Raw genomic sequence first — 26,605 nt, 5'->3', positions numbered from 1 at the left:
AGGTTCGTCAACGCCATCGATCGGAGGCGCATCGTGCGGATCGTCGAGGATGCCGTCGCCCTTGCCCGCCGGTGGGTGGAGGAATCGGCGGATGTCGCTCCCGACCGTGCCGCCCGCCACCTCGCCGACGTCCTGAAGGACCCGCACGGACTCGAGTTCACCGTCCGCTTCGTCGACGAAGTGATCCGCCCCGAGGACCCGGCGGTCGCAGCGCACGCCCTGGCCGAATTGTCCCGGAACGTACCGGATTTCCTGCCCGTCCACCTGCGGGCGGCGGTGCGGGCGGGTGGAGCGATCGGTCCCCGCTTCCCGCAACTCGTCGTCCCCGCCGCCCGTCGCGCTCTCCGCGCGATGGTGGGGCACCTCGTCGTCGACACCGACGACGCCGCGCTCGGCCGGGCGATCGCACGACTGCGGCGTCCCGGCATCCGGTTGAACCTCAACCTGCTGGGCGAGGCCGTACTCGGCGACGCCGAGGCCCGACGCCGTTTCGACGGCACCCTCGCCCTGCTGGCACGCGAGGACGTGGACTACGTCTCGCTCAAGGTCTCGGCGGCGGTCGCGCCACACTCGCCGTGGGCGTTCGACGAGACCGTCGCGGACATCGTCGACCGGCTCACTCCCCTGTATCGGCTCGCCGCGAACTCGCCGACGCCGAAGTTCGTCAACCTCGACATGGAGGAGTACCACGATCTGGAGGTGACGGTCGCGGCGTTCACGACCCTGCTCGACCGGCCCGAGTTCCTGCATCTCGAGGCCGGAATCGTGCTGCAGGCCTATCTCCCCGATGCGTTGCGCACGATGATGCGGCTGCAGGAGTGGGCGGCGGCGCGACGCGCACGTGGGGGCGCGGCGATCAAAGTGCGGGTGGTCAAAGGCGCCAACCTGCCGATGGAGCGGGTCGACGCGTCGCTGCACGGCTGGCCGCTCGCGACATGGAGTACCAAACAGGAAACCGACACGAACTACAAGCGCCTGCTGCACTACGCGTTCACACCCGAGCGGATCGAGAACGTGCGGATCGGCGTCGCCGGCCACAATCTGTTCGACATCGCCTACGCGTGGGTGCTCGCGGGTTGCCGGGAGGTGCGGCACGGGATCGACGTCGAGATGCTCCTCGGCATGGCGCAGAGCCAGGCCGAGGTGATCCGTCGACAGGTCGGCAGCCTGCTGCTCTACACACCCGTCGTGCGTCCCGACGAGTTCGACGTCGCCATCTCGTATCTGGTGCGCAGGCTCGACGAGGGGTCCGGGCAGGACAATTTCATGTCCGCCGTGTTCGATCTCGCCGACGACCCCGCCCTGTTCGAGCGGGAGGAACAGCGGTTCCGCGCGTCGGTGGCGGCGCTCGACGACGGCGTCCCCTCCCCTCATCGCACGCAGAACAGACAGGCACCGCAGGCACCGCAGGCACCGCCGGTCTTCACGAACACCCCCGACACCGACCCGTCGCTGCCGCAGAATCGCGAGTGGGGTCGTCGCATCCTCGAGCGGGTGCCGTCGTCGAAACTCGGCATCGACACGGTGCAGGCGCACATGCTCTCCTCCGAGAGCGAGCTCGAGCGTGTGCTGGTCGACGCGACCGCGGCCGGACGTTCGTGGGGCGCCCGCAGCGGTGCCGAGCGCGCGGGGATTCTCGAGCAGGTCGCCGACGTGCTCGAAGCGCGCCGTGCCGATCTGCTCGAGGTGATGGCGGCCGAGGGCGGAAAGACTCTCGACCAGTCCGATCCGGAGGTCTCCGAAGCGATCGACTTCGCGCGGTTCTACGCCGGGCGGGCCCGCGAACTCGACACGATCGACGGTGCGCGGTTCGTGCCGTCGACCCTCACGGTGGTGACACCACCCTGGAACTTCCCGGTCGCGATCCCGGCGGGGTCGACGCTCGGGGCGCTGGCCTCCGGTTCGGCCGTGATCCTCAAGCCCGCGACGCTCACGGCGCGGTGCGGGTCGGTGCTCGCCGAGGCGATGTGGGACGCGGGGGTGCCGCGTGATGTGTTGCATCTCGTCCATGCCGACGAACGGTCGCTGGGCTCGACACTCGTCGCCGACCCCCGCGTCGACCGGGTGGTGCTCACCGGTGCCTACGAGACGGCGGAGTTGTTCCGCTCGCTGCGTCCCGGCATGCGGCTGCTCGCCGAGACCAGCGGCAAGAACGCGATCGTCGTGACGCCGAGCGCCGATCCGGATCTGGCGGTGCGCGACGTCGTGCAGTCGGCATTCGGGCATGCCGGGCAGAAGTGCTCGGCGGCCTCGCTCGTGATCCTCGTCGGTTCCGTGGCGACGTCGCGTCGCTTCCGGGATCAGCTCGTCGACGCGGTGCGTTCGCTGCCGGTCGGGCCCGCGCACGACCCGCGAACCCGCATGGGGCCGTTGATCGAACCGGCCCGCGGCAAACTGCTCACTGCGCTCACGGAACTCGAGGACGGCGAGTCGTGGCTCGTCGAACCGCGACGGCTCGACGCGGAGGGGCGGCTGTGGAGCCCCGGTGTGCGCACCGGTGTGCGACGCGGGTCGCGCACACATCTCGTCGAATTCTTCGGTCCGGTACTGGGGGTGATGACCGCAGCCGATCTGGACGAGGCGATCGCGATCCAGAACGAGGTGGATTACGGACTGACGGCGGGTCTGCATTCGCTCGATTCCGACGAGATCGCCCGGTGGCTCGATCGCGTCGAGGCCGGAAATCTGTACGTGAATCGCGGTATCACCGGAGCCATCGTGCGCCGGCAGCCGTTCGGGGGATGGAAGCAGTCGTCGGTGGGAGCGGGCTTCAAGGCGGGCGGGCCGAATTATCTCTTCGGCTTCGGTTCCTGGGAACGTACCGTGCCGGACGAGGATGCACTGCGCCGGTCGTTCGAGGACGACGAGCGGATGTGGACGTCGGAATTCGCTGTGGCACACGATGTCACGGACCTGTCGGCCGAGCGGAACCTGTTCCGGTACCGGCCCGTTCGCACACACGTGCGCCTCGGCGAGGGTGGACGTCCGACCGAACTCGTGCGCGTGCTCGGTGCCGCCGCCCGGACGGGCGCGCCGGTGGACATCTCTTCGGCTTTCGCCGTTGATCTCGTAAGATGCACGAATACAGCACGTTTCGACGGTCGCGTGCGTGTGGAGAGCGACGCGGAATGGGAGGAACGGATCGTCGACGTGGCCCCGGCGCGGGTCCGCCTGATCGGCGCAGCGCCACCCGCCGAGTGGAACACCCGATGCGACATCGCGGTGTTCGACCATCCGGTGACCGGATCCGGACGAATCGAAATGCTGCCTTTCCTGGCCGAGCAGGCCGTCTCGATCACCGCACACAGATTCGGCACACCGCACCGGCTCACCGACGAGATCATCTGAAAACAAACCCCGAATCGGTTCTCCCGAAGTCCTGTGAACCCCGACACTGTGAGGTGGAATAGGAAAATGGATATCGCCACGACACCCCCGACCGAACGTCGCAAGCTCGCACTCGCCGCGGTGAAAGAGCTGGGTCCCCAACGCACCGAGAAGGCCGTCGTCAAGGTGCGCTGCCCCAAGGGGCACACCCTCGCCGCGGTGTACAACACTTCCGAGGGGCAGGTGGTGGTCTCCCGTAGTGGCCCGGGTGGACGCGGCAACCGCGACCGGGAATCCACACCGCACAACGGCACATCGCTCAATTCGGAATTCGTGGACACCCTCGAGGCAACACAGTTCGAGGACGACGAAATCCCCTCGGGCTGTGCGTGCGGTCCTCGAACACTCTCGCGTAAGAAGATGCAGGGCGCCGTCGCATCGCACGAACACGTCGTCAACCTGACCTGATTCCTACAATCCCAGTCGCCATTCGATACGGAAGAGATCGAGTACCTCGTCCACCCAGCCCAGCACCGAGAGCGCCGAGTCGACGTTCTGCGGTGGGGTGTGGATCAACGTGTCCTGGCGCAGCAGTCGCGCGAAGTCCACCTCCACCCGGCCGCTTCGTGGAGCGCCGTTCGGATTTCGGAACCCGACACCGGCACGGGACATGATGTTCACGATCTCCTGCGCGAGAATCCCGTAACCCACGGTCGTGGGGTGCACGCCGTCGAGGGAGAACAGACCGCCGCCGGCCCGTCCCCCGCGACCGTCCGCGGTGAGGAACCGCGTGTCGGGTACCGGGTCGAGAGCCGCAAGTGCCGGCGGTAGCGGGTACGGCTCCCACCAGGCGGGCCGGGCGTCGAGATCGTCGACGTACCGCCGGGCCGCCAATCGGGCGAGGATGCCGGCGACGTCGAGCAGGTACCAGTCCAGACCGTCGCCACGCGCATCGGCGACCGCGCGGGTGATCGTGTCGTCGAACATGTCGATCGCAGCGTCGACCACGCGGGCCTCGTCGCCGGTGATGTGCTCGTCGCGTGCCGCGCTGAAGCGTCGCTCGTCGACCCACGGGCGGACGTAGTACGAAAAATAGCGCGAACCGTCCTTCGGACCGAGTCCGCGAGCGATGGGTGCGATGGTCACGTGCGGGACGGTGCACAGGATCACGTGTCTCGCTTCGATGCCCCGCAGGCGTGCAACGACTTCCGCGAACTCGGCATCGAAGTGCGTGGGCTGCCAGATGGTGTAGGCCCGTTTCGCGTCGAGGTCGCGGAAGTCGTCGCCGCTCCACGCGACCCGCAATTCCGTGACGGTGCGCAGCGCATTGTTGGCGCCGAGGAACACCACGAGCGTTTCGATACCGGCGTCGTCTCCGTCGTCGTGATCGGCGCCGAGTGCGGCCGCGACGTCGAACAACGTCATCGCGCGCTGCCGCTCGTCGCCGTTCGGGTAGACGCGCAACGCGGCGCGCTCGCCGTTGTTCTCGACGATCTGGGCGAGCGGCTGATCGTGCGGTGTCTCGATGGCGGCCTCGCACAGCGCGGCGGTCTTCTCGAGTGCGTCGCGCAGATCCCATCCGAAGCATGACAGGTTGTGCTGGAAACCGGTGACGGGTGGTACCGCGCCGGGTCCACGTTCCCAGTAGTCCTCGACCTCGTCCATGAAACCGCGGGCGGTGAACGCCGCGACAGGCAACTCCCACGGTTCGAGACTCCGCCCGTGACGCTCTTCGATCCGGCGCAGCAGGAGCTCGACGTTGAGCGGAAGACCACCGGGCCCACCGAATCGCGGGTAGCGGAAGGCCGTGCCGAGTTCGTGGGGGCCGAGTTCGTGCGCGACGATCGCGGGAACGGACAGGTCGGTGCGGTAGATCGCGCCGCTCTGGAATCCCTGCAACAGCGAGTCGCCGATGGCCACCAGACGATGTGACGGCGTCCCCTGCCCCGCGGGCGGGACGAGGTCGATACCCAGCGTCGGATCGAATTCGGGCACTCGCGGTGGCGCGGCCGCGCGCTCGGCGACCTCGTCGGGCGTTCCGTCCGGGATGCGACTGTCGGGCACGATCTCGACCTCCTGTCCCCCCTCGTCGAGCGTAGGCAGCCGAGTCCGCCGGGATGCGCGAAAGAAGGTCGCTTTTGGAACACGACCATGATCTCGACGACGCGTACCGTCTGAAGTCATGAGCGACGCCGACTTCGCCCACACCGATCGCGCCGAGAAGAACCGCCGCGACAAGGCCCTGACCCTGGCCCGGTACGCATGGAATCGCGGCATCTCGGGAGCGGAACTGCTCGCCATGACCGACGAGACGCGACGCAAACTGGCGCGGGCGGCGGACGCCCATCCGCCGCGCACGATGGAGACCTGGGAACTCGCCGCGAGGTTGATGGACGAGAAGACGGCATGGGCGCAGAAGCACCCCGATCATCCGGCAGCGGGACGTACCGACGAGGACGAGAAGATCATGTGGGTCAAGCCGCCCGTACGGTCGTGGTTCGACTGACCCTTCCGAAAAACATTTTGCACCCCTGCGCACATAGTGCAAGAATTCCGCCTCGTGGTTTCCAGGGCGACAACGAGCGGCACACGTAGCCGGCGCATGCAGCGCACCCGGCACGCGCTCGTCGAACAGGCCCGCGCTCTCACCGCCGAACACGGTCTCGCCGGCTTCACAGTCGAAGAACTGTGCACGCGGGTCGGCGTTTCGCGCAGAACGTTCTTCAACTACTTCCCGACCAAGGAGGATGCGGTGCTGGGCACCGCCCCACCCGAGCTCACGCAGGAGGAGAAGGACACCTTCGTCGCGCGTGGACGGCACGACGAGGACGGACTGTCCCCGACCCTGCTCGGCGACCTCGTCGAGTTGGCTCTCGGGTGGTGCCACGACAACGACCTCATGCGCGAGCAGCGTCCACTCCACAAGGACATCGTCCGCAACGAACCGAACCTGCTGGCCCGGCTCTTCGCGATCGGCGAGACGAAAGAACGCGAACTGGCCCACCTGATCGCGCTCCGCGAGAAGCTGCCGCCCGACGATCCGCGTCCGCGCCTCGCGGTCAAGCTCGTCATGGGACTCGCGTTCGATGCCGTCGACGAACTGCTCGCCGACGACAACCACCGGCCGTTCGACGAACTGCTGTACCGGAACATCGAGTTCGGGCGGCGACTCTTCGGGCAACACCTCGATATCACTCCTCCGACAGGAACACCGTGACCACCACCTCGGAACCACTGGTTCTCACCCAGCGCCGGATCTGGATCATCTTCTCCGCGCTCATCGCGGGCATGATGCTCGCGAGCCTGGACCAGACGATCGTCTCGACCGCCATGCCCACGATCGTCGGGCAACTCGGCGGCGTCGAGCACCAGGCCTGGATCACCACCGCCTACCTGCTCGCCGTCACCATCGTCATGCCCATCTACGGCAAGTTCGGTGACGTCTTCGGTCGCCGGCACCTGTTCCTCATCGCGATCGGCGTGTTCACCGTCGCGTCGGCAGCGTGCTCCCTGACCGACGACTTCTGGACGTTCGTGGTCTTCCGCGCGATCCAGGGCTTCGGTGGTGGCGGTCTGATGATCCTGTCGCAGGCGATCATCGCCGACATCGTGCCCGCGAGCGAGCGCGGTAAGTACATGGGTCCGCTCGGTGCGATCTTCGGCCTGTCGGCCGTCGGCGGCCCGCTGCTCGGTGGCTTCTTCGTCGACCATCTGACCTGGGAGTGGTGCTTCTACATCAACGTCCCGATCGGCATCATCGCCTTCGTCATCACCTGGATCGCGCTGCGTCTGCCGTCGAAGAAGCCCACCAAGAGGATCGATATCCTCGGCGTCGTCACCCTCTCACTCGCCACGACCTGCCTGATCTTCTTCACCGACTTCGGCGGCGACGCCGACCGCGGCTGGGGAGATCCGCTGACCTGGTCGTTCGGCGCCGGCCTGGTGATCTTCGTGTGCCTGTTCGTGCTCATCGAGTCGCGGGCGCAGGATCCGATCATCCCGCTGTCGCTGTTCCGCAACTCGATCTTCGTCAACGCCACCGCCATCGGTTTCGTCCTCGGACTCGGCATGTTCGCCGCGATCGCGTTCATGCCGACCTTCCTGCAGATGTCGTCGGGTACGTCGGCCGCGGTCTCCGGCCTGCTGCTGCTGCCGATGATGGCCGGTCTGATGATCACCTCGATCGGGTCGGGTCTGGCCATCACCAAGACCCAGAAGTACAAGATCTATCCGATCGCGGGGTCGCTGATCACCGCCGCGGGCATGCTGTGGCTGACCACGCTCGAAGGCGACACCCCGCTGTGGGTCATCTGCTCGATGCTGTTCGTCTTCGGCCTGGGGCTCGGCCTGATCATGCAGGTCGTGATCCTCATCGTGCAGAACGCCGTGCCCGCCGACGAGATCGGCACCGCGACGAGTTCGAACAACTACTTCCGCGAAGTCGGTGCGGCGCTCGGTGTGGCGATCTTCGGCACGATCTTCACCAACCGTCTGTCGGAGAAGCTCGTCGAGGTCTTCATCGAGGCCGGCGCGACACCCGAACAGGCCGGCCAGGCCACCGCGACCGTCGATCCGGCAGCGATGAAGCTCCTGCCCGACTCCGTCCGAGAAGGCGTCGTCGATGCCTACGCCGACTCCCTGGCCCCGGTGTTCTGGTACCTCATCCCGTTCCTGCTCATCGCGTTCGTCCTCGCGTGCTTCATCAAGGAGATCCCGCTCTCCGACGAAGCGCTCATGGTCGCGCGCGGCGAGGCGGTCGCCGACCCCGCCAAGTCGTCGAAGGACGACACCGTCGTGGTCGTCGAGGGATCCGAAGACACTGCGGAGAGCGGTTCGAAGCGCACGTGATCGAATAGGTCCGGCCATCGGACGAGGGAACGGAGACGGCACGTGGGACGAACGATCACACCGGTTCGCGTCAAGGACGTGGTGATCGGCGAAGGCGCACCCACGATCGTCGTCCCCGTCACCGGCCGGACCCCCGAGACGTTGCGCGAGCAGCTCGCGGCCGTCGCCGGTCGGGCCGACGTCGTCGAATGGCGCGTGGACTTCTTCCACACCGTCGACGACGTCGCCTCGGTGGTCGCGCAGGCCGGTGCCCTGGCCGAGCAAGTGCAGGGCACTCCCCTGCTCGCGACGTGCCGCACGTCGAACGAGGGCGGGGAGATCGCGATCGGCGACGACGCGTACGCCGATCTGACGGTCGCGCTCGCCGAGAGCGGCAGTGTGGATCTCGTCGATGTGGAGTACCGACGCGACCGCGCCGCCGTCGAGCGGATCGTCGCGGCGGCGCACGCCCGCGATGTCGCGGTGGTGGCGTCGAACCACGATTTCGACGCCACGCCGCCGAAGGACGAGATCGTCGCGCGGCTGCGACAGATGCAGGATCTCGGCGCCGACATCTGCAAGATCGCCGTCATGCCGCGGTCGACGGCCGACGTGCTGACCCTGCTCGACGCGACCCGCACGATGCACGAGGACCACGCCGACCGCCCGTTGATCACCATGTCGATGGGTGGCCTCGGTGTGGTGTCGCGAATCGCCGGTCAGGTCTTCGGGTCGGCGGCGACGTTCGGGATGGTCGGCACCGCGTCGGCGCCCGGTCAGGTCGACGCCGACGAGCTGCGCTCGGTACTCGAGCTGATCGACCGCTCGCGCTGATCACCACGCGGCGGCGAGACCCAGCCCGGCAGCGGCCGCGACGAGCGTGGTCGCGAGAGTGCCGAAGGCGATCGCCACGGCGCCCACGTACCGGCGTTGCACGATCAGGCGTACCGAGTCGACGCTCGTCGTACTGAAGGTCGTGTAGCCGCCGCAGAAACCGACCCCGGCGATCGTGAGCATCGTCGTCGGGGCGTCGTGGAACAGCGCGGCGCCGGCCAGGATCCCCAGCAGCAACGACCCGGCGATGTTGATCAGGACGGTCGGCCAGGGCAGCGAGGTGGCGAAGCGGGCACGCAACGCGCTGTCGATGACGAACCGCGTCACGGCACCGACGCTGCCGGCCAGCGCCACCCACACCGCGATCACCGCTGTGCACCTCGGCGGTGCCCGAACCACGCTCCCAGCGCGACACCGATGCCGGTCGCGACGAGGCCGACCAGCACCGTACCCAACGCGTAGGTCGCCGCGGCGACGAACTCACCGTCGCGGAGCAGCAGGTCGGTGTCGACCGCGAGCGCGCTGTAGGTGGTGAACGAGCCCAGCGCGCCGGTGCCCGCACCGAGTCGGACGACGCGACGCCAGGAGGTATCCGGACCCATCCGCACCAGCGACTCGAGCAGGATCCCCAGCAGCAGGGCGCCGACGACGTTGATCGCGAAGGTCGTCGCCGGCCAGGCACCGTTCTCGACCGGGAAGACCGTGCCGAGCGCGTAGCGCGCTGCGGTGCCCATGAGTCCGCCCGCTGCGACGGCGACCAGCGCCGAGGGCTGCAGGTGCAGCGGTCCCGGTGCCGCGGAGGTGGCTTCGCTCAGTCGTCCCACAACTCCAGAACAGTAGTGAGGATCTCCTCCGACGCACCGAGACCACCCAGATGACTCTCTCCGGGCAGGTGGTGGAACTGTGCGTCGGGCAGCAGGTCCACCATGTGCAGGCCGTGCTCGATCGGGATGATGTGGTCGGTGTCGCCGTGCCACCACCGCACGGGCACCTTCACGTCGGAGACGCGGAAGCCCCAGTCGCGGGTGAACACGACGATGTCGGAGAACGGCGCCGAGATCTGGCGTCGGCTGCCGTTGAGCAGGTCGTCGAGGAACATCGCCTTGAACTCGGGGCGGGCGAGCAGCCGGCGGTCGGCCTCGGGTGACAACCGCCCGTACAGGTCGATGATCGGCGACGCGAACGGGCGCACCACGCGGATCGCCGCGCTCACCGCCACGCCGATCGGGACGCCCGCGGTCTGCAACGCCGGCGCGACGAAGGTGCCCAGCTTCATCAGGTTGCTGCCGATCGCCTCGGGACCGACGACCGGTGCCACACCGCCGAGGACCGCGGCCGCGACGACTCGTTCGCGCAGCGCATAGGCCGAGGCGAGGGTGTAGGGGCCGCCGCCGGAGAGTCCGACCAGCGCCATGCGGTCGACACCCAGAGTGTCGGCGACGATACGCAGGTCGTCGCTGAACGCGAGGACGTTCTCGTAGATGTGCGGCGTCGACGATCCGATCCCCGGACGGTCGATCCCGATGAGGCGGATGTGGTTCCGCTCGGCGAAGGCGCGAGCCTCGATGGGCACCTGACGGCGTGCGCCGGGCGTGCCGTGCAGCCAGAACACCGTCCGGCCCTGAGCCGACCCGAACTCCGCGAAACCGAGCCGGCGACCCTCCCCGACTGCGACGGTGCCTTCGAGCTTGGGGCGTTCGACATCCATGGCGCCAGCATGGCACGCACCCGCACGCGCGACCAGCGGTCGTCCCGTGGGACGAATCGACGCAACCGGGATGTGATGCACGCTACATTGGATCTGACTACAGCCAGCGTCAGATCCGACCACCCGGAGATGTGCCCCGTGACGAAGATGCTCGCTCCCCCACCTCCCGGCCTCGCTCCCGTCCCGGGCGACAGCGGCCTCCCCTACGTCGGATACGCGCTGAAGTACATGCGCGATCCCATTGCGGCATATACACATCGGTACCACGAGCACGGTCCGGTCTCGTGGTTCCGCTTCGCCGGACGCCCCTGGGTGGTCCTGCTCGGACCCGACGCAGTCGGCACGGCCCTGCAGAATCGCGACCGTGCACTGCTCAACGGACCGGGCTGGCGCGCCCTGATCGGACCGTTCTTCGACCGCGGGCTCATGTTGCTCGACGGCGACGAGCACACCGCGCACCGTCGCATCATGTCGCAGGCGTTCACCCGCGACCGACTCGCCCTCTACACCGACCGCATGCACCCGTCGATCGAACGGACCCTCGACGGCTGGATCCCGCGCGAGGGTTTCCGCGTGTACCCGGCGCTCAAGGAACTGACGCTGGGTCTCGCGACGGAAATCTTCATGGGCGGCGCCGAAGGGTCGTCCGCCCGCGAGATGGACGAGGTGAACCGGGCTTTCATCGGATGCGTGCAGGCGGCTACGGCCATCGTGCGCTACCCACTGCCGGGCACGCGATGGCGCCGCGGCATCGTGGGCCGGGCGCACCTCGAGAAGTTCTTCCGGCACTATCTCCCCGCGCGCCGCGCGGGCGACGGCGACGACATCTTCTCCGTGTTCTGCCATGTCGAATCCGAAGAGGGCGAACGGTTCTCGGATGACGACGTGGTCAACCACATGATTTTCCTGATGATGGCGGCGCACGACACCTCGACGATCACCCTGTCGACGGCGATGCAGTATCTCGGCCAGTACCCCGAATGGCAACAACGGTGCCGCGACGAATCGGATGCTCTCGGCACCACCACACCGAGCTTCGACCGACTCGACGAGTTGACCTCGCTGGACCTGGTGATCAAGGAATGTCAGCGGCTCGTGACCCCGGTGCCGGGCGTGGTGCGACGTACCGCCACCGACACCGAGATCCTCGGTCATTTCGTCCCGAAGGGCACCCTCCTCAATCTCGGCATGCACTTCTCCCACCACATGCCCGAATTGTGGCCGGAACCGGAACGTTTCGATCCCGAACGCTTCTCACCGGAGCGCCGCGAGGACAAGGTGCACAAGTACGCGTGGGCGCCCTTCGGGGGCGGCGCGCATCGATGCCTGGGCATGCACTTCTCCGGGGCCGAGATCAAGACGGTGCTGCACCACCTGCTGCTGCGCTATCGGTGGCACGTGCCGGCCGACTACGTCGCACCGATGAACTTCACGTCGCTGCCGTACCCGAACGACGGTGGCCCGATCGACCTCCGACCGAGGTGACGACGGCGTAGAAAGAGGGAGTGACCGCCGCCGACGAACTCGACGAACGTTTCGTCACCGCGGTGCGCGCCCTGCCCGGGCACGCACCGTCGCGTGCGGCCGACCGACGGGTCGGCGACGACCTGCTGGTGCGGTACTTCGACGCCCAGTCGCAGTCGCGGCACCTCGATGTCGCAGCCCGCACACTGCAGGAACGCGGTGAAGGTTTCTACACCATCCCGTCGGCGGGGCACGAATCGAACGCGGCGCTCGGTCTGTGTTCGCGCGTGACGGATCCCGCTCTGCTGCACTACCGTTCGGGTGGCTTCTATGCGGCACGCGCGTCGCTCGTCGAGGGCAGCACCCCGATCCGCGACGTACTCGCCGGATGCGCGGCGTCCACACTCGATCCGATCTCGGCCGGTCGGCACAAGGTGTTCGGCAATGCCGCGCTGAACATCCTGCCGCAGACGTCGACGATCGCCTCGCACCTGCCGCGCGCCGTCGGGCTCGCCCTCGCGTTGCCGCGGATGCAGCGACTCGGGCTCGACGCGGCCTGGCCGACGGATTCGGTGGTGGTGTGCAGTTTCGGTGACGCCTCAGCGAACCATTCGACGGCGGTCGGTGCCCTGAACGCGGCCGCCTATTGCCGTTACCGCGGGTTGTCGTTGCCGTTGCTGCTGGTGTGCGAGGACAACGGACTCGGCATCAGCGTCCCCACCCCGCCCGGTTGGCTCGAGCGGTCGCTGTCGTCCTATCCCGGGATCGGGTACCGGTCGGTGGACGGGGCCGATCCGGTGGAGATGCTCGCCGCCGCAGCCGATGCGGTGGAGACGGTGCGCGAGAGCCACACCCCGCTTCTGCTGCACGTGCGGGCGGTGCGTTTCCTCGGTCACGCGGGCTCCGACGTCGAAGCGGCCTACCGAAGCCCATCCGATCTCGCCGCCGATCACGAACGGGACCCGCTGGTGGGCACTGCCCGCGAGCTCGTGGCGCGCGGAGTGCTCGATGCCGCAGAGGTACTCGACCGGTACGAACGGACGCGGGTCGCGGTCGCGTCCGTCGCGGACTCGTTGTACAGGCCGCCGCGACTGGCGACCGCCGCCGAGGTGATGCGCCCGCTGGAATCCGGGCTCGTGCGCATCGCCGACGATCCGCATCCGGCCGGCGAACCGCTCACCCTCGCCCGGGCCGTCACCCGCACACTCGGCCACCTCCTCGAGGAGGACCCCCACGCATGCGTGTTCGGGGAGGACGTCGGCGTCAAGGGCGGGGTCTACGGCGTCACCCGCGGGCTGCAGGAGCGCTTCGGCCGCCTGCGCGTATTCGACACCCTGCTCGACGAGCAGACGATCCTCGGCACCGCACTGGGTTTCGCCGTCGCGGGGATGTTGCCGATCCCGGAGATCCAGTACCTGGCCTATCTGCACAACGCCGAGGACCAGTTGCGTGGGGAGGCCGCGAGTCTGGCGTTCTTCTCGGACGGGCGGTACCGCAACCCGATGGTCGTGCGGATCGCGGGCCTGCCCTACCAGCGCGGCTTCGGTGGGCACTTCCACAACGACGATTCCGTCGCCGTCCTCCGCGATATCCCGGGCCTGGTGCTGGCCGTGCCGAGCTCGCCGGCCACGGCCGGCGCGCTGCTGCGCACCTGCATCGCGCTGGCTCGGGAGGAAGGACGGGTGTGCGTGTACCTGGAACCGATCGCGCTCTACCACCGACGCGACCTGTACGACGACGGTGACGGACTGTGGCAACAGGCCCCCGACACCGCCGGGCTACCACCGGGATCGGTGTGCACCTACGGACACGGCCGCGACGTGCTGGTGGTGACCTTCGGCAACGGGGTGCCGATGAGTCTGCGTGCCGTGCGTCGCTCGGGAGTCGCGGCGACCGTCCTGGACCTGCAGTGGCTCGCGCCGCTCCCGACGACCGCGCTGCTCGAGCATGCCCGCGAGTTCGAGCGCGTGGTGGTCGTCGACGAGACCCGTCGCAGCGGAGGCGTCGCCGAAGGGGTCGTCGCGACCCTCGTCGACGACGAATGGGAGGGCCGGATCACCCGGGTCACCTCCCGGGACAGCTACGTACCCCTCGGCCCCGCGGCCGCGCATGTCCTGATGTCGGAGGACGACATCGTCGCGGCATTGTGTGAGGCTTGATCAGCAGGAGGCGAGGATCCGCGCCATCGCGTCGTGCTCCGACCGGGTGACCCACAGCTCGTAGGTGGTCTTCACCTCGATCTGCCGCACGACGTACTCGCAGTGGAAGGCGGTGTTCGGCGGCAGCCACTCCGACGCGTCGGAGTCGCCCTTGCCCTGGTTGGTGGGGCCGTCGACGGCGATCAGGTTGCGCGGATCGTTCGCGAGATTCCGCTTCTCCTGATCGTCCAGATAGCGGGCGCCCTTCTTCCACGCATCGGACAGGGCGACGACGTGGTCGATCTGCACGGCGGACGAGGTCTCGATCCCACGCCGGAAGGAGATCGTCTTCCCCGTGTACGGGTCCTCGAGGGTGCCGGCCGTGACGGTGCACTGCTTCTTCCCGGGCTCGAATGAGACGTCGACGAGGTCGCGCCGGAGGATGTCGTTACGAGTGTCGCAACCGTTGCCCCCCAGGTCGACCGTCACCTCGTCGGTCCATGCCGAGCCGAACAACGAGCGGTCGTAGCCGCTCTGCGATTCGGCGGGACGGACGGGCAGTGCCGCCAGCGCCGCGAGGGCTTCGGAGGGGTTCTCGACCGTGCTCCCGCCGGTACCGCCCGGCTCGTCGTCCCCCATCGGTTCGAGGAGGACGACGGCCACGGAGACCACGATGAAGCACAGGATCCAGACCCAACGGGGAACGGACGACGTGCGAGTACTCGCCATATGTCGATACTGCTACCGAGTCGTACTGCTACCGCTGCTTCCTACTTCGCGAGCGGGGGCATCTTCACGACCTGGCCCGCATAGGACAGGCCGGCACCGAACGCGAGGAGCAGCGCGGTGGAGCCGGTCTCGACCTGGCCGGTGCGCAGCATCTTCTCCATCGCCAGCGGGATGGAGGCGGCCGAGGTGTTGCCGGTCTCGATGATGTCGTCGGCGACGGCGACGGTCTCGGGCAGTTCGAGCTGCTTGACGATGACGTCGTTGATGCGCAGGTTGGCCTGGTGCGGAACGAAGGCGTCGAGGTCTTCGAGGGCCACGCCGGCCTTGTCGGCGATCTGCCGGGCGAACTTGCTCATCTCGAAGGCGGCCCAGCGGAAGACCGCAGTGCCTTCCATGATGATCCAGGGACGCTTCTGATCGGGATTGTTCGCGAAGTCGACCCAGTCGGGTTCCTGGCGGATGGCGTTGGCCTGCGAGCCGTCGGAGCCCCAGACGGTCGGGCCGATACCCACCTCGTCGGACGGACCGACGACGACGGCACCGGCGCCGTCGCCGAAGATGAAGCGCACCGAGCGGTCGGTGGGCTCGGTGGTGTCGCTCATGCGCTCGACACCCACGACCAGCACGTGCTCGGCGGAGCCGGCGCGCACGAGGTCGGAGGCGACGCCCAGCGCGTAGCAGAAACCGGCACAGCCCGCTGCGATGTCGAGTGCGGCAGCCCCGCCGGTGCCGATACGGTCGGCGACGAGCGCCGCGGACTGCGGAGTCTGGAAGGGGTAGGTGGAGGTCGCGACGATCACCGTGTCGATCTGCGCACCGGTGAGGCCGGCGGCCGCGAGGGCCTGCTCGGCGGAGCTCGTCGCCATGTCGACGACCGACTCCTCCGGATGCTGCTTGGCGAAGCGGCGCTCCTTGATACCGGACCGCGACTGGATCCATTCGTCGCTCGAGTCGATCTGCTCGCAGATCTCGTCGTTGGTGACGATGCGCTCGGGGCGGTGCACACCCAGACCGAGCAGCGCGCTGTTCCTCAGCGGGGCAGGGACAGCGATCTGTGCACCCATCAGACGAACTCCTCCTCCTCGACGCACCGCGTGTCGGCACATCGCATCCGGTCCACGATATCGCAGGTCACGATTTCGTCACAGCGCTACCCCGACGATGCGCTTCCGTAACCCTTACCGCAAGCGCGGGTCCCGTTCACGACGCAGGGCTAGCGTCGCGGTCATGGATGCACAGGACTGGGACGAGAAGTACGCAGCGTCGGAACTGATCTGGGGCGCGCCCCCGAATCCGGTGGTCGTCGAGTACGCGGCCTCGCTGCCGCACGGGCGCGCCCTCGATCTCGGATGCGGTGAAGGTCGTCACTCGTTGTGGTTGGCCACGCGCGGCTGGGAGGTGGTGGGTGTCGACTTCTCCGAGGTGGCACTCGACAAGGCGCGGCGAATCGCGGCACAGGCGCCCTCCCGGTCGCGAGACCGACTTCGCTACGTCCGTGGAGATGTGACAGCCGACTCGTTCGAGGGTGAATATGACCTCATACTCTCCGTCTACCTGCATTTCCCTCCGCCACAGCGGAGGGCTCTTCTCGAACGGGCGATCAATTCACTGAAACCTGAAGGAATCCTCATATTTCTCGGTCACGACGCAATTAATCCCGAGGAAGGTGTGGGTGGACCGCAGGACAAGGAAATCCTCTACACGCCAACAGATCTCGTCGACGAGATCGCCGGGCGACTGGAAATCACGATTGCCGAACGGCGATATCGGGAAACCGACGCGGGAACAGCGATCGACGCCCTCGTCGTGGCAAGAAAACCACCCCTTGGCAGTTAGTTGCCCGGCGAGTAACATAGAGATGTTACCGACGAGTAATAACTTGGGCGGTACTTGAAGCCAGCTGGACCGCACCACACTGGGAGACACCGACGACATGGGCCACTACAAGAGCAACCTCCGCGATCTCGAGTTCAACCTGTTCGAGTTCCTGAAGATTCAGAAGGTCCTCGAAGCCGGCAAGTTCGGCGACCTGGACGAGGACACCGCGCGCGGCATCCTCGCCGAGGTCAAGGCGCTTACCGAAGGACCGGCGGCCGAGGCATTCGCCGACACCGACCGCAACCCCCCGGTTTTCGACCCCGAGACCCATTCGGTGTCGATTCCCGAAGGCTTCAAGAAGTCGTTCCGCGCCTGGTGGGATGCCGGTTACTGGTCGATGGGCATTCCCGAGGAGATCGGCGGCACCGAGTCGCCGCAGGCCCTGCTGTGGGCCGTCAACGAGATGATGCTCGGCGCCCAGCCCGCGGCCTTCATGTACGCGGCCGGCCCCGGCTTCGCCGGCGTGCTCTACAAGAACGGCACGGACGAGCAGAAGAAGTGGGCGGCCACCTGCGTCGAGCGCGGTTGGGGTGCCACGATGGTGCTCACCGAGCCCGACGCCGGTTCCGACGTCGGCGCCGGTCGCACCAAGGCGATCAAGCAGGACGACGGTTCCTGGCACATCGAGGGCGTCAAGCGCTTCATCACCTCGGGTGACTCCGACGACCTGTTCGAGAACATCTTCCACCTCGTCCTCGCACGCCCGGAGGGTGCCGGCCCCGGCACCAAGGGTCTGTCGCTGTTCTTCGTCCCGAAGTTCCACTTCGACTTCGAGAAGAACGAGATGGGCGAGCGCAACGGCGTCTTCGTCACGGGCGTCGAGCACAAGATGGGCATCAAGGCCTCCGCGACCTGCGAGGTCACCTTCGGTGGTCACGGCGTTCCCGCCAAGGGCTGGCTCGTCGGTGAGGTCCACAACGGCATCGCGCAGATGTTCGACGTCATCGAGCACGCTCGCATGATGGTGGGCACCAAGGCCATCGCGACCCTGTCGACCGGCTACCTCAACGCCCTCGACTACGCCAAGGAGCGCATCCAGGGCGCCGACCTGACGCAGATGTCCGACAAGACCGCACCGCGCGTGTCGATCATGCACCACCCCGACGTGCGTCGTTCACTGGCGATGCAGAAGGCCTACTCCGAGGGCCTGCGCGCCGTGTACCTGTACACCGCGGCGCACCAGGACGACGTCGTCGCCGAGCAGGTCTCGGGCGCCGACGCCGGTCTCGCGCACCGCATCAACGACCTGCTGCTGCCGGTCGTCAAGGGCTGCGGCTCCGAGCGGGCCTACCAGTACCTGAAGGATTCGCTCCAGACCCTCGGTGGTTCGGGCTTCCTGCAGGACTACCCGATCGAGCAGTACATCCGCGACTCGAAGATCGACTCGCTGTACGAGGGCACCACGGCCATCCAGGCGCAGGACTTCTTCTTCCGCAAGATCGCCCGCGACCGCGGTGTCGCCCTCGCCCACGTCGCCGGTGAGATCAAGAAGTTCGTCGAGCGCGACGACGCCGACCAGCGTCTGAAGAAGGAGCGCACGCTCCTGGCCACCGCACTCGGTGAGACCCAGACGATGGTCGCAACGCTCACCCAGCACCTCATGGGTGCGCAGGAGCAGCCCACCGAGCTGTACAAGGTCGGCCTCGGCTCGGTCCGCTTCCTCGAGGCGTTCGGCGACCTGATGATCGGCTGGCTGCTGCTCGAGCACGCCGAGATCGCCCTCGGTGCGCTCGATGCCGGCACCGACGCCGCAGACAAGGCGTTCTACGAGGGCAAGGTCGCAGCAGCGTCCTTCTTCGCCAAGAACGTGCTGCCCGAGCTGAGCGTCGCGCGTCAGATCATCACCGACGTCGACCTCGACATCATGGAGCTCGACGAAGCGGCTTTCTGATCGAACCGCTCCGACGGTGATACGAACGGCCGCTGCGACTCTCGGAAAGAGGGTCGCAGCGGCCGTCGTCATCCGTCGGGTCGCCCCGCCCCGGTAGGCTCGGCCCTACCTGTCACCGCGCACAGCCACCGATCCAGAGTGGACGGATCACCGGCGTCGTCGCGGTAGCCGATGTATCCGTCCGGCCTGACGGCGAGAATCCGGCGGGGCGGCCACGTGTCGATCGGATGACAGGTCACCGGCACCGCCCCGGATGCCGGGTGCAGAAGCGTTGCCGTGCCGTGCAATACGTGCATGCCGGGTGAGCATGTCAGGTCGTGCACCCGGCTCGCTCGTCCTCCGGTGACCACCTCGATGTCCGGAAGCGGGTCGCCCGCCTGCAGTCGTTCGGCCCCCCGGCATCGATGTCGTTCGGTGATCGGGCCGGCGCGGTACGAAACCCAGTCCTGCGACAGCATCCCGCCTGCTACCGCGGTGAGCAGATGAACCCTCAGCAGGGCGGGCACGACCGGGGCCACTGCCGGCAGCACGGCGGTACGAAGGAACCGGAACGGCAGTCGCGAATCCCCTTCCGCGTGCAGGATCAGCTCGGTGAGGGTGCCGACCCTGTCGGCGACAGGCCGTCGCTCCGCCTCGTACGAGTCGAGCAGAAGCTTCGGATCGGTCGAACTGCCGCATGCGACAGCGAGTTTCCATCCCAGGTTGGCGGCATCCTGCAGCCCGGTGTTGACTCCCTGCGCACCGGCAGGTGAGAACACGTGGGTTGCGTCCCCTGCAAGAAATACCGGGCCCGATCGGAATCGGTCCGCCCGGGCACGCTGCAACCGCACGCGTGTGGACCACGCCGCCGCGCCCACTCGCCCCGGAAGATTCGCGCCCTCGAGCACGGTCCGGATTTCGGGTACGGGGACCGGAGGGCCGTCGCGCCCCGGCGGGACGTCGTCTCCGGTCGCGGCCCGGGTAGCGACGAGCCGCCAGCGCGCTCCATGCTCCCCTTCCGGGAAGAGGAAGCCGATGCCGGCGGGACCCGCCCCGATGTGAGCCGTGGTCGGGGGCAGATCCTCGATGTTCAGGTCCGCGAGTACCGCCTCCTCGCGATAGGTGTGACCGTGCCACGGGATCCGAATCGAGCGGCGCACCGTGCTGTCCGCCCCGTCGCAACCGACCAGGAACCGGCACTGCACGTACCGGTGCCCGCCACGGGTACGCAACCGGGTGAGAACCCCGTCCTGTTCGTTCCACAGTCCGTCGAGCTCGGCACCTGTCAGGAGGGGAACTCCGCTGTCGGCCACTGCCCTGTGCAGTGCCGATTCCAGGAGCGCCTGCCGAACCATCAGCGGTTGCCGGGAACGATCCGGCACCGCGACATCGGCGAGCGCGACGTCGACAGTCCGGGCGCCGAGGTGCAGCTTCGTGCGCAGTCGCGCGAGAGACCGCGATTCCAGTTCGTCGGCGACACCCAGCCGGTGCAGCGATTCGAGTGTGCGCGGCCACAACAGCATCGAGCGGGAGGGCCGCTGCAACTCGGGGCGACGTTCCACCATGCAGACACCGGCACCGTGCCTGTGGGCATGCAGCGCCACCGCGGCACCGACGGGACCGGCACCGACGACCAGGATGTCGACTCGATTCAGCGCAGGTCGGCCGGGACCGCGGGCTGCCACCATGTCGTCGTCTTCTCTGCGTCCGAACCCGGTAGTAGTTCCGGGTGGCTCAGTGCATCGTCCCGGTGCGTTCCCGGCACGATGTGCGCCCGGATCGAACCGGGGACACTGACCAACCCGAGCACCCAACTCAGGGCGTGCACGTAGGAAGCAGCCCGCTCGGCACCGTCCCATTCGTAGATACCCCGATAGCAGCCGTGCTCGTCGTGCGTCATCCACAGCTTCGAGCGGAAGCCCGGGAACCCGACGAACATCGGAGTGTTCAGCCAACTCTCCAGTCGAAAGGCACGATGAGCGGGACCGCGGATGCCGCGCAGCACGAATCCGACCACCAGCAGGGCCGGATCCTCTGCTCTGCCGTCGCCCACTCGGGTCTCGCGATACACCACAGCGCTACTGCCGTCGGCGAACCTCACCCGCTGCCCCACATTGCCACGGGGATTGTGCAGCAGCCGGGCGCGAAGCAGACGGATCATGCCGACGGCGCTCTCGAGCACTCGTGGGGCTGCTCGGCGAGCAGACGGCGGAGTCACAGCATCGTGATCCGTCCCGGCCGGGTCCGAGGGCGGTCGAGGTGACGGAGTGTTTTCAGCCGACCGAGACATCGTGGTCTCCATGGTCCGTCGAACGGTTGTCGTGCACTCAGAGTAGAAGCCCGGGGTGCGTTCGGAAAGTGGCACCGCAGCATGTTGACAACATAGGTTGTCAGTAGCACGCTGTGACCGTGACCACCACGTCGAAGCCGCAGGGGACCACCAGGTACATGCGCGACCGCACGAAGGCGGCACGCATCACTGCGCCGCTGCGTCCCTTCGCGGGACGGGCCCCCGACGCCACACCCGAGGAAGCGGACGCGCTGCGCCGCGCCCTGCTCGAACGCGACGAACCCAGCGCCGAACTGGTGCGGGCCATCCGGCGCGACCGCACCGTCACCCTCGCGCAGTTCCGGACCGCGCTCACCGAGGGCATCGATGCCGTTCCGGACGCACCTCCCGTGCTCCGGAAGTACTTCGAGATGCTCGAGGACACCCCCGAGTGGGTCGACCGCGACAAGATCGCCCTCGGTGCGCGCACCCTGCGCAGGGTCGGCTCCGACGCCGGCGACGTCCTCGCCTACGGTTCGCTGCTCGGCGGATACAACAACTCCGGCCCCCTACCGGTACTGACGTCGTCGGGACGCCTTACCGGCGAACGCACCCGTCGGCGCATCGCCGAAACCGGGACGTGGTGGAACGCGTGCGTCGCCGACGGCGGGCTCGAACGGTTCGGGGAAGGATTCACACTCTCGGTGCACGTGCGTCTCATGCACGCCTTCGTCGACTATCACCACGAACACGACGCCGAGTGGGACACCGAGTTCCGCGGGTTGCCCGTCAACCAGTTCGACCAGGCCGGCACGCTGGGTCTGTTCTCGATCACCTTCCTGCTCCACACCCGCGTGCTGGGAGTGCGGTACACCCGGCGCGAGGCCGAGGCAGTCCTGCACCTGTGGGCCTACGTCGGGTGGCTGATGGGCGTAGACCCGAAATGGCTGCGCTTCGAGGAGCGGGCAGGGCTGCGGATGATGTACCAGATCGGCTCGTCCTCCCCCGCCGCCGACGAGAACAGTTACATGCTCGCCTCGTCGCTCGTCGAACTTCCGCTCCGCACGCGTTATCCGCGTTTCCAGGCGTTGCGCCGACGCTACGAATACGAACGCGGACTGTCGCTCGCGACAACCCTTCTCGGCCCGTCCGGAGTACGTGCCCTGAAGGTTCCGATGCGACCACCCTGGTATCCGGTGGGCCGTTTCGCCGTCAACGTCGTACGACACCATGTGATCGGCCGCGTCCCGGCCGGCAAGGCGTGGCTCCAGCGGCACGGCGAGAAGCAGTTGCGCGATGCTCAGCTGCGCATCCTCGACGGCGAGATCCCCGACGTGGTGCCCCTTCCGGAGTGACGAAAAGGGGGAGGTTGTGTGCGCGACCCGTCGCCGGATACGCACACAACCTCCCCCTCGTTCGTAGACGGCCGCTACTCCTCTTCGGCTCCGCCCGGCGCGGGTTCTTCGGCAGGCGCCTGGGGTGCAGGTGCGGGTGCCGACGCGGGCGCATCCGCCTCGGCGTCGCCGGAGGCCGCGGCGTCTCCACCGCCCGAGGGCTCCGGTTCGTCGCGCGGTTCCGGTTCGGGGCTGACACACTTGACGACCGGGACCGGGTCGTAGCGCACCGTGCGCGTCGTGTTCGAGATCTGCGCGCCCGTCCGGGCGTCGGTGACGATCCGGGTATCGGTGACCGTGAAGCCCTGCGCGCCGCTCGACGGAATGCACGAGGAGCCGGCAGGAAGCGTGATGGTGTTGGGCGACGTGTAGTTCGTGCGGTTACCGGTGATGGACTGGACGTCGACCGTCTTCGTTCCCCAGATACGCACCGTGATGTCGGAGCTGGTACCGATCGTCTGGATCAGCACACCCGTGTCGAACGGATTGCGGAACTTCAGGTCGATCGCACCGTCGTAGATCGTGGCCTCGCGCGCCGCCGGGTACCGGGAGATGTAGTAGCTGTGCTCGGTGTGCTCGACGTCCTCCATGCCGGCGAAATAGGTCGCGTTGTAGAGAGTGGTCGCGAGCTGGCTGATGCCACCGCCCACGGCCTTGCCGGGACGTCCGGCCTCGATGATGCCCGACTCGATGTACCCCTGCGCCGCACCGCGAGGCCCGGTGTAGTCGTTGAAGGAGAAGGTCTCCCCCGGCTCGACGATGGCACCGTTGATCTCCTGGGCGGCCAGCCGGATGTTGACACCGGAGGCGTACTCGAACCCACCGGTGGTGTACTCCGCGACCACTTCCTTGATGCCGAGCTTCTCGGCACCTTCCGTGGTGAGTTCCGGTTCGGCCTTCTCGTACACCGCGTCGATGCTGCGGTCGCCCTCCTCCTTCAGCAGGTCGGGCAGCTTCTCGAGGGTGACGGGCCAGTCGACCATCTCACCGGTCTCGCTGGGCACGATCGTCGGACGACCACCGTCGAGGACGATCCGCGCATCCTTCGGTTCGGTCTCCGACGGCGCGAGCTGCGGCGCGAGGATGCCGATCGCGGCCTCGGTGTCGTACTGCGGTTCGAGTCCTCCCGAACCGTCCGGCACGAACGACAGGACGGCGCCCACGGCATCACGCGGCAGCACACCGACGGCTCCGTCGAGTCCCCGGACGACCAGATCCTGCGCCACGGCCGGAACGGCGACCTCCGCCAGCGCCCGGTCGAGGCCCTCGCGGGTAACGGTGACATCGACACTCTCGACGGGCAGCGACACGTCGCCGAACGGCCAGCGCTCGGCGAAGACGTCACCCGCGACGGCGACGTCGAGCCGCTGACCGGGCTGAGGGGTCACCGGCACGGGTGTGCCCTCCTCGAAGACGATGTTGCCCTCGCGCGGTTCGTGCGCCGCGGCGGCAGCTGCCTTCTCGACGGCAGCGGCGAGAGCGACCTCGTCGCGTGTGGAGACCACACCGACCTCGTCGCTCCCGAAGAAGGACGCCAAGCGCGTGAACGGATTGAGCGGCTGCGAACCCACATTGTCGAGGGTGGCCGGCCAGTCGATCCCGATGCCGGCCTCCGACGGCACGATCTGCCCCTGGGTGTCGCCGGCGGTGACGTCCACAGGAGTGTCGAGCCGCGGCGTCAGTTGCTCGGTGAGCTCCGCCTCGGCCGCGTCGAGCGACATCCCGCCGATCTCGACTCCCGCGACGGTGACCCCGCGCGGAACCTTGCCCGACGACATCGCGAGATCGGCCACGTACAGCACGGCGAGCAGCGCGACGACCCCACCGACGACCAATGCGATCGTCCGCCGGGGCAGGTTCGACCCCGACTTGCCCGGCTCGTCCCCGTCCCCGGTCCCTCCCGGACCACCCGTGGGCGGAGGAGTGACAGGAGGCGGACCCTGCGGCGGCGGTCCCGCCTGCATCTGCCGGGTCGGCTGATCGCCCTGCGGCGGGTGGGCTTGTCCCTGGCTCTGCTCCCCCGGCGAGCGATGGAGGCCATCGGTGGCGGCGGACGGTCCGTCACCCGGTGCCCGGTTCGCGGACGCGACGACGGGGATCACCGCGGTGGGTGCCTCCGAGGGATGGACGTTCTCCGTCGGGGGCCCATCTGCGGTGTCGGTGCGACCCTGATCCGCATTCTCGTGCTCGGTTCGGGCCTCACCGGAAGTGTGCGGCTCGGCCACGGCCTCCGTCTTCGGCTCGTTCGCCTGCGGCTGTGCCCCAGCTTCTACCTGCGGCTCCGGAACATCACTCGCCTTCGGCTCCGGAACATCACTCGCCTTCGGCTCCGGAACATCGCTCGCCTTCGGCTCGACCACCTGCCGGTGAGGATCGACTGCTTCGAAACGCTCGGTAGGAGCCGACGCACCCTCGTCCTCACGAGCGGACTCCGGCGACGAACCGACATTCTCGGTCCGTGCGTCGTCGTGCTCGTGATGGGAGTCGTCGGTCCCGTTGCTGCCGCTCACCCAGATCCTTTCGCAAAGCCGGGCGCGCCTTCGAATCCGCGCGCCGAACTACCTGCTCTCAAGGGTAGTGCGCCTGTTCGGCACGGCTGCGTCCGGAATGCGAAGACCCCGCGTTGCTACCAGGTCGGGGGTCAGGCAGCAGCGCGGGGTCGCTGGGTCTATCGCTGTCCGTCGCGGAGCGTTACACACCGAACGGAACTTTTTTCCTCAACGATCTCCGAGGGGGGTCGCTCAGGCCTCGAGAATCGCCGTCACACCCTGTCCACCTGCGGCGCAGATGGAGATCAGACCGCGGACGGGCTTGCCGGTCTCCTGCTTCTTCTCGTGCAGCATCTTCGCCAGCGAGGCGACGATGCGGCCGCCGGTCGCCGCGAACGGGTGGCCCGCCGCCAGCGACGAACCGTTGACGTTGAGCTTGCTGCGATCGATCGATCCCAGCGGTGCGTCGAGGCCCAGCTTGCCCTTGCAGTACTCCTCCGACTCGAACGCCTGCAGCGTGGCGAGCACCACGGAGGCGAACGCCTCGTGGATCTCGTAGAAATCGAAGTCCTGCAGCGTCAGGCCGTTGCGCTTCAGCAGACGGGGGATCGCGTAGGTGGGGGCCATGAGCAGACCGTCGCCGCCGTGGATGTAGTCGACGGCGGCGGTCTCGGAGTCCACCAGGTAGGCGAGCACCGGCAGCTTGCGCTCGGCAGCCCACTCCTCGCTGGACAGCAGAGCAGCCGACGCGCCGTCGGTGAGCGGCGTCGAATTGCCGGCGGTCATGGTGGCGTCGCCCAGCTTGTTGCCGAAGACCGGCTTCAGCGTCGACAGCTTCTCCACCGACGAATCGGGACGCAGGTTGTCGTCGCGGGTCAGCCCGAGGAACGGGGTGACGAGGTCGTCGAAGAAGCCGCGGTCGTAGGCGGCAGCCATATTGCGGTGGCTCGCGACGGCGAGTTCGTCCTGCGCCTCGCGGGCGATCCCGAATTCCTTGGCGGTGATCGCGGCGTGCTCACCCATCGACAGGCCGGTGCGCGGCTCGCCGTTGCGCGGGATCTCGATGCCGAGCATCGAGGGGCGGACGTTGCCGAGCAGCTTGACCCGGTCGGCCGTGGAGCGGGCCCGGTTCAGGGACAGCAGGAACTCGCGCAGCTGGTTGTTCACGGCGATCGGGGCGTCGGAGGTGGTGTCGACACCACCGCCGATACCGGCCTCGATCCGTCCGGCGGCGATGGCGTCGCCGACCGCGATGATCGACTGCAGACCGGTGCCGCATGCCTGCTGGAGATCCCAGGCCGGGGTGTAGGGGCTCAGTGCGCTACCGAGCACGCTCTCGCGCACGAGGTTGAAGTCGCGGGCGTGCTTGAGGACGGCACCGCCGACGACGGCGCCGAGCCGCTCGCCCTGGAGATTGAAGCGGCCGACGAGGCCGTCGAGGGTGGCGGTGAACATGTCCTGATTGGACGCGCGGGCGTACTTGCGGTCGGACCGGGCGAACGGGATCCGGTTGCCTCCGAGGACGGCGACACGGCGCTGCTGCGTGGAACGGGCTTTGGTGGTCACTGGTGTCTCCCGGTTTCGGACGGATTCGAATTCTGGCTACTATTCTTACTCACGGGTAAGTTTGTTGTCGAACACGCTTGCTGTCGAACACTGCACCGACGACCGAATCGAA

21 protein-coding genes are annotated in these 26,605 nt (G+C 67.8%); 11 read left to right on the top strand and 10 right to left on the bottom strand.

Annotation, left to right across the window (positions count from 1 at the left end):
• The first annotated feature begins 33 nt into the window (after positions 1-33).
• Both GON09_RS21670 and GON09_RS21665 read left to right on the top strand, forming a co-directional pair.
• Positions 34-3,348, top strand: a complete 3,315-nt coding sequence (locus GON09_RS21670; protein ID WP_213933667.1) for a bifunctional proline dehydrogenase/L-glutamate gamma-semialdehyde dehydrogenase — start codon at positions 34-36, stop codon at positions 3,346-3,348.
• Between the two features lie 66 nt (positions 3,349-3,414).
• A complete protein-coding gene (locus tag GON09_RS21665; RefSeq protein WP_213933666.1) occupies positions 3,415-3,795 on the top strand; it encodes a hypothetical protein in 381 nt (126 codons plus the stop codon).
• Between the two features lie 3 nt (positions 3,796-3,798).
• On the opposite strand, the gene GON09_RS21660 is transcribed toward GON09_RS21665, so the two are convergent.
• On the bottom strand, positions 3,799-5,391 hold the full coding sequence (locus GON09_RS21660) for a hypothetical protein (protein ID WP_213933665.1): 1,593 nt from the start codon (positions 5,389-5,391) through the stop codon (positions 3,799-3,801).
• Between the two features lie 118 nt (positions 5,392-5,509).
• Here GON09_RS21660 and GON09_RS21655 point away from each other — a divergent pair, with 118 nt between their 5' ends.
• The 4 genes from GON09_RS21655 (at position 5,510) to aroD (ending at position 8,988) form a co-directional block, all read left to right on the top strand.
• Positions 5,510-5,833 (top strand): hypothetical protein, encoded by a 324-nt coding sequence (locus GON09_RS21655; protein WP_213933664.1) that lies wholly within the window; start codon positions 5,510-5,512, stop codon positions 5,831-5,833.
• Between the two features lie 96 nt (positions 5,834-5,929).
• Entirely contained in the window at positions 5,930-6,544 is a 615-nt protein-coding gene (locus GON09_RS21650) for a TetR/AcrR family transcriptional regulator (RefSeq protein WP_213933663.1), read from the top strand.
• On the top strand, positions 6,541-8,175 hold the full coding sequence (locus tag GON09_RS21645; RefSeq protein ID WP_213933662.1) for an MDR family MFS transporter: 1,635 nt from the start codon (positions 6,541-6,543) through the stop codon (positions 8,173-8,175). The genes GON09_RS21650 and GON09_RS21645 overlap by 4 nt, the downstream gene beginning before the upstream one ends.
• Positions 8,176-8,217: 42 nt before the next feature.
• Positions 8,218-8,988, top strand: coding sequence for a type I 3-dehydroquinate dehydratase (gene aroD, locus GON09_RS21640; protein WP_213933661.1), 771 nt, complete (start codon positions 8,218-8,220; stop codon positions 8,986-8,988).
• Here the strand turns inward: aroD and crcB are convergent, their stop codons facing one another.
• Genes crcB through GON09_RS21625 form a run of 3 tightly spaced genes read right to left on the bottom strand, consistent with a single transcriptional unit; the run spans position 8,989 to position 10,696 of the window.
• The gene (gene crcB / locus GON09_RS21635) at positions 8,989-9,357 is read right to left on the bottom strand and encodes a fluoride efflux transporter CrcB (RefSeq protein ID WP_213933660.1); all 369 of its coding nucleotides are present in this window, start codon (positions 9,355-9,357) and stop codon (positions 8,989-8,991) included.
• The gene (locus GON09_RS21630; RefSeq protein WP_213933659.1) at positions 9,354-9,812 is read right to left on the bottom strand and encodes a fluoride efflux transporter FluC; all 459 of its coding nucleotides are present in this window, start codon (positions 9,810-9,812) and stop codon (positions 9,354-9,356) included. Before GON09_RS21630 ends, crcB begins: the two co-directional genes overlap by 4 nt.
• The gene (locus GON09_RS21625) at positions 9,800-10,696 is read right to left on the bottom strand and encodes an alpha/beta fold hydrolase (RefSeq protein ID WP_213933658.1); all 897 of its coding nucleotides are present in this window, start codon (positions 10,694-10,696) and stop codon (positions 9,800-9,802) included. The genes GON09_RS21630 and GON09_RS21625 overlap by 13 nt, the downstream gene beginning before the upstream one ends.
• A gap of 138 nt (positions 10,697-10,834) precedes the next feature.
• Here GON09_RS21625 and GON09_RS21620 point away from each other — a divergent pair, with 138 nt between their 5' ends.
• Complete coding sequence (locus GON09_RS21620) at positions 10,835-12,181, top strand: cytochrome P450 (protein ID WP_213933657.1); 1,347 nt, start codon at positions 10,835-10,837, stop codon at positions 12,179-12,181.
• 20 nt (positions 12,182-12,201) lie between these two features.
• Positions 12,202-14,319 (top strand): thiamine pyrophosphate-dependent enzyme, encoded by a 2,118-nt coding sequence (locus tag GON09_RS21615; protein ID WP_213933656.1) that lies wholly within the window; start codon positions 12,202-12,204, stop codon positions 14,317-14,319.
• Here the strand turns inward: GON09_RS21615 and GON09_RS21610 are convergent, their stop codons facing one another.
• Both GON09_RS21610 and GON09_RS21605 read right to left on the bottom strand, forming a co-directional pair.
• Positions 14,320-15,027: an HNH endonuclease family protein gene (locus tag GON09_RS21610; protein WP_213933655.1), complete on the bottom strand. Its 708-nt coding sequence runs from the start codon at positions 15,025-15,027 to the stop codon at positions 14,320-14,322.
• A 41-nt stretch (positions 15,028-15,068) separates the two neighbouring features.
• Positions 15,069-16,091 (bottom strand): beta-ketoacyl-ACP synthase III, encoded by a 1,023-nt coding sequence (locus tag GON09_RS21605; RefSeq protein WP_213933654.1) that lies wholly within the window; start codon positions 16,089-16,091, stop codon positions 15,069-15,071.
• A 163-nt stretch (positions 16,092-16,254) separates the two neighbouring features.
• Between GON09_RS21605 and GON09_RS21600 the strand changes: the two genes are divergently transcribed.
• Together GON09_RS21600 and GON09_RS21595 are read left to right on the top strand one after the other, a co-directional pair.
• Complete coding sequence (locus GON09_RS21600) at positions 16,255-16,863, top strand: class I SAM-dependent methyltransferase (protein WP_213933653.1); 609 nt, start codon at positions 16,255-16,257, stop codon at positions 16,861-16,863.
• Positions 16,864-16,960: 97 nt separating this feature from the next.
• Complete coding sequence (locus tag GON09_RS21595; RefSeq protein WP_213933652.1) at positions 16,961-18,796, top strand: acyl-CoA dehydrogenase; 1,836 nt, start codon at positions 16,961-16,963, stop codon at positions 18,794-18,796.
• A gap of 68 nt (positions 18,797-18,864) precedes the next feature.
• On the opposite strand, the gene GON09_RS21590 is transcribed toward GON09_RS21595, so the two are convergent.
• Entirely contained in the window at positions 18,865-20,463 is a 1,599-nt protein-coding gene (locus GON09_RS21590) for an FAD-dependent monooxygenase (RefSeq protein WP_213933651.1), read from the bottom strand.
• Complete coding sequence (locus tag GON09_RS21585; RefSeq protein WP_244865591.1) at positions 20,427-20,936, bottom strand: hypothetical protein; 510 nt, start codon at positions 20,934-20,936, stop codon at positions 20,427-20,429. The genes GON09_RS21590 and GON09_RS21585 overlap by 37 nt, the downstream gene beginning before the upstream one ends.
• Before the next feature lie 248 nt (positions 20,937-21,184).
• Between GON09_RS21585 and GON09_RS21580 the strand changes: the two genes are divergently transcribed.
• Positions 21,185-22,399: an oxygenase MpaB family protein gene (locus GON09_RS21580; protein ID WP_307854443.1), complete on the top strand. Its 1,215-nt coding sequence runs from the start codon at positions 21,185-21,187 to the stop codon at positions 22,397-22,399.
• A gap of 74 nt (positions 22,400-22,473) precedes the next feature.
• Here GON09_RS21580 and GON09_RS21575 read toward each other — a convergent pair whose 3' ends face one another.
• On the bottom strand, positions 22,474-24,948 hold the full coding sequence (locus GON09_RS21575) for a VanW family protein (RefSeq protein ID WP_213933649.1): 2,475 nt from the start codon (positions 24,946-24,948) through the stop codon (positions 22,474-22,476).
• A gap of 231 nt (positions 24,949-25,179) precedes the next feature.
• The gene (locus GON09_RS21570) at positions 25,180-26,493 is read right to left on the bottom strand and encodes an acetyl-CoA C-acetyltransferase (protein WP_213933648.1); all 1,314 of its coding nucleotides are present in this window, start codon (positions 26,491-26,493) and stop codon (positions 25,180-25,182) included.
• Between the last annotated feature and the right edge of the window lie 112 nt (positions 26,494-26,605).

Origin of the sequence: Rhodococcus sp. B50, assembly GCF_013602415.1 — a bacterium.
Lineage (GTDB): Bacteria > Actinomycetota > Actinomycetes > Mycobacteriales > Mycobacteriaceae > Rhodococcus.
This window is presented reverse-complemented; position numbering and strand designations above follow the sequence as displayed.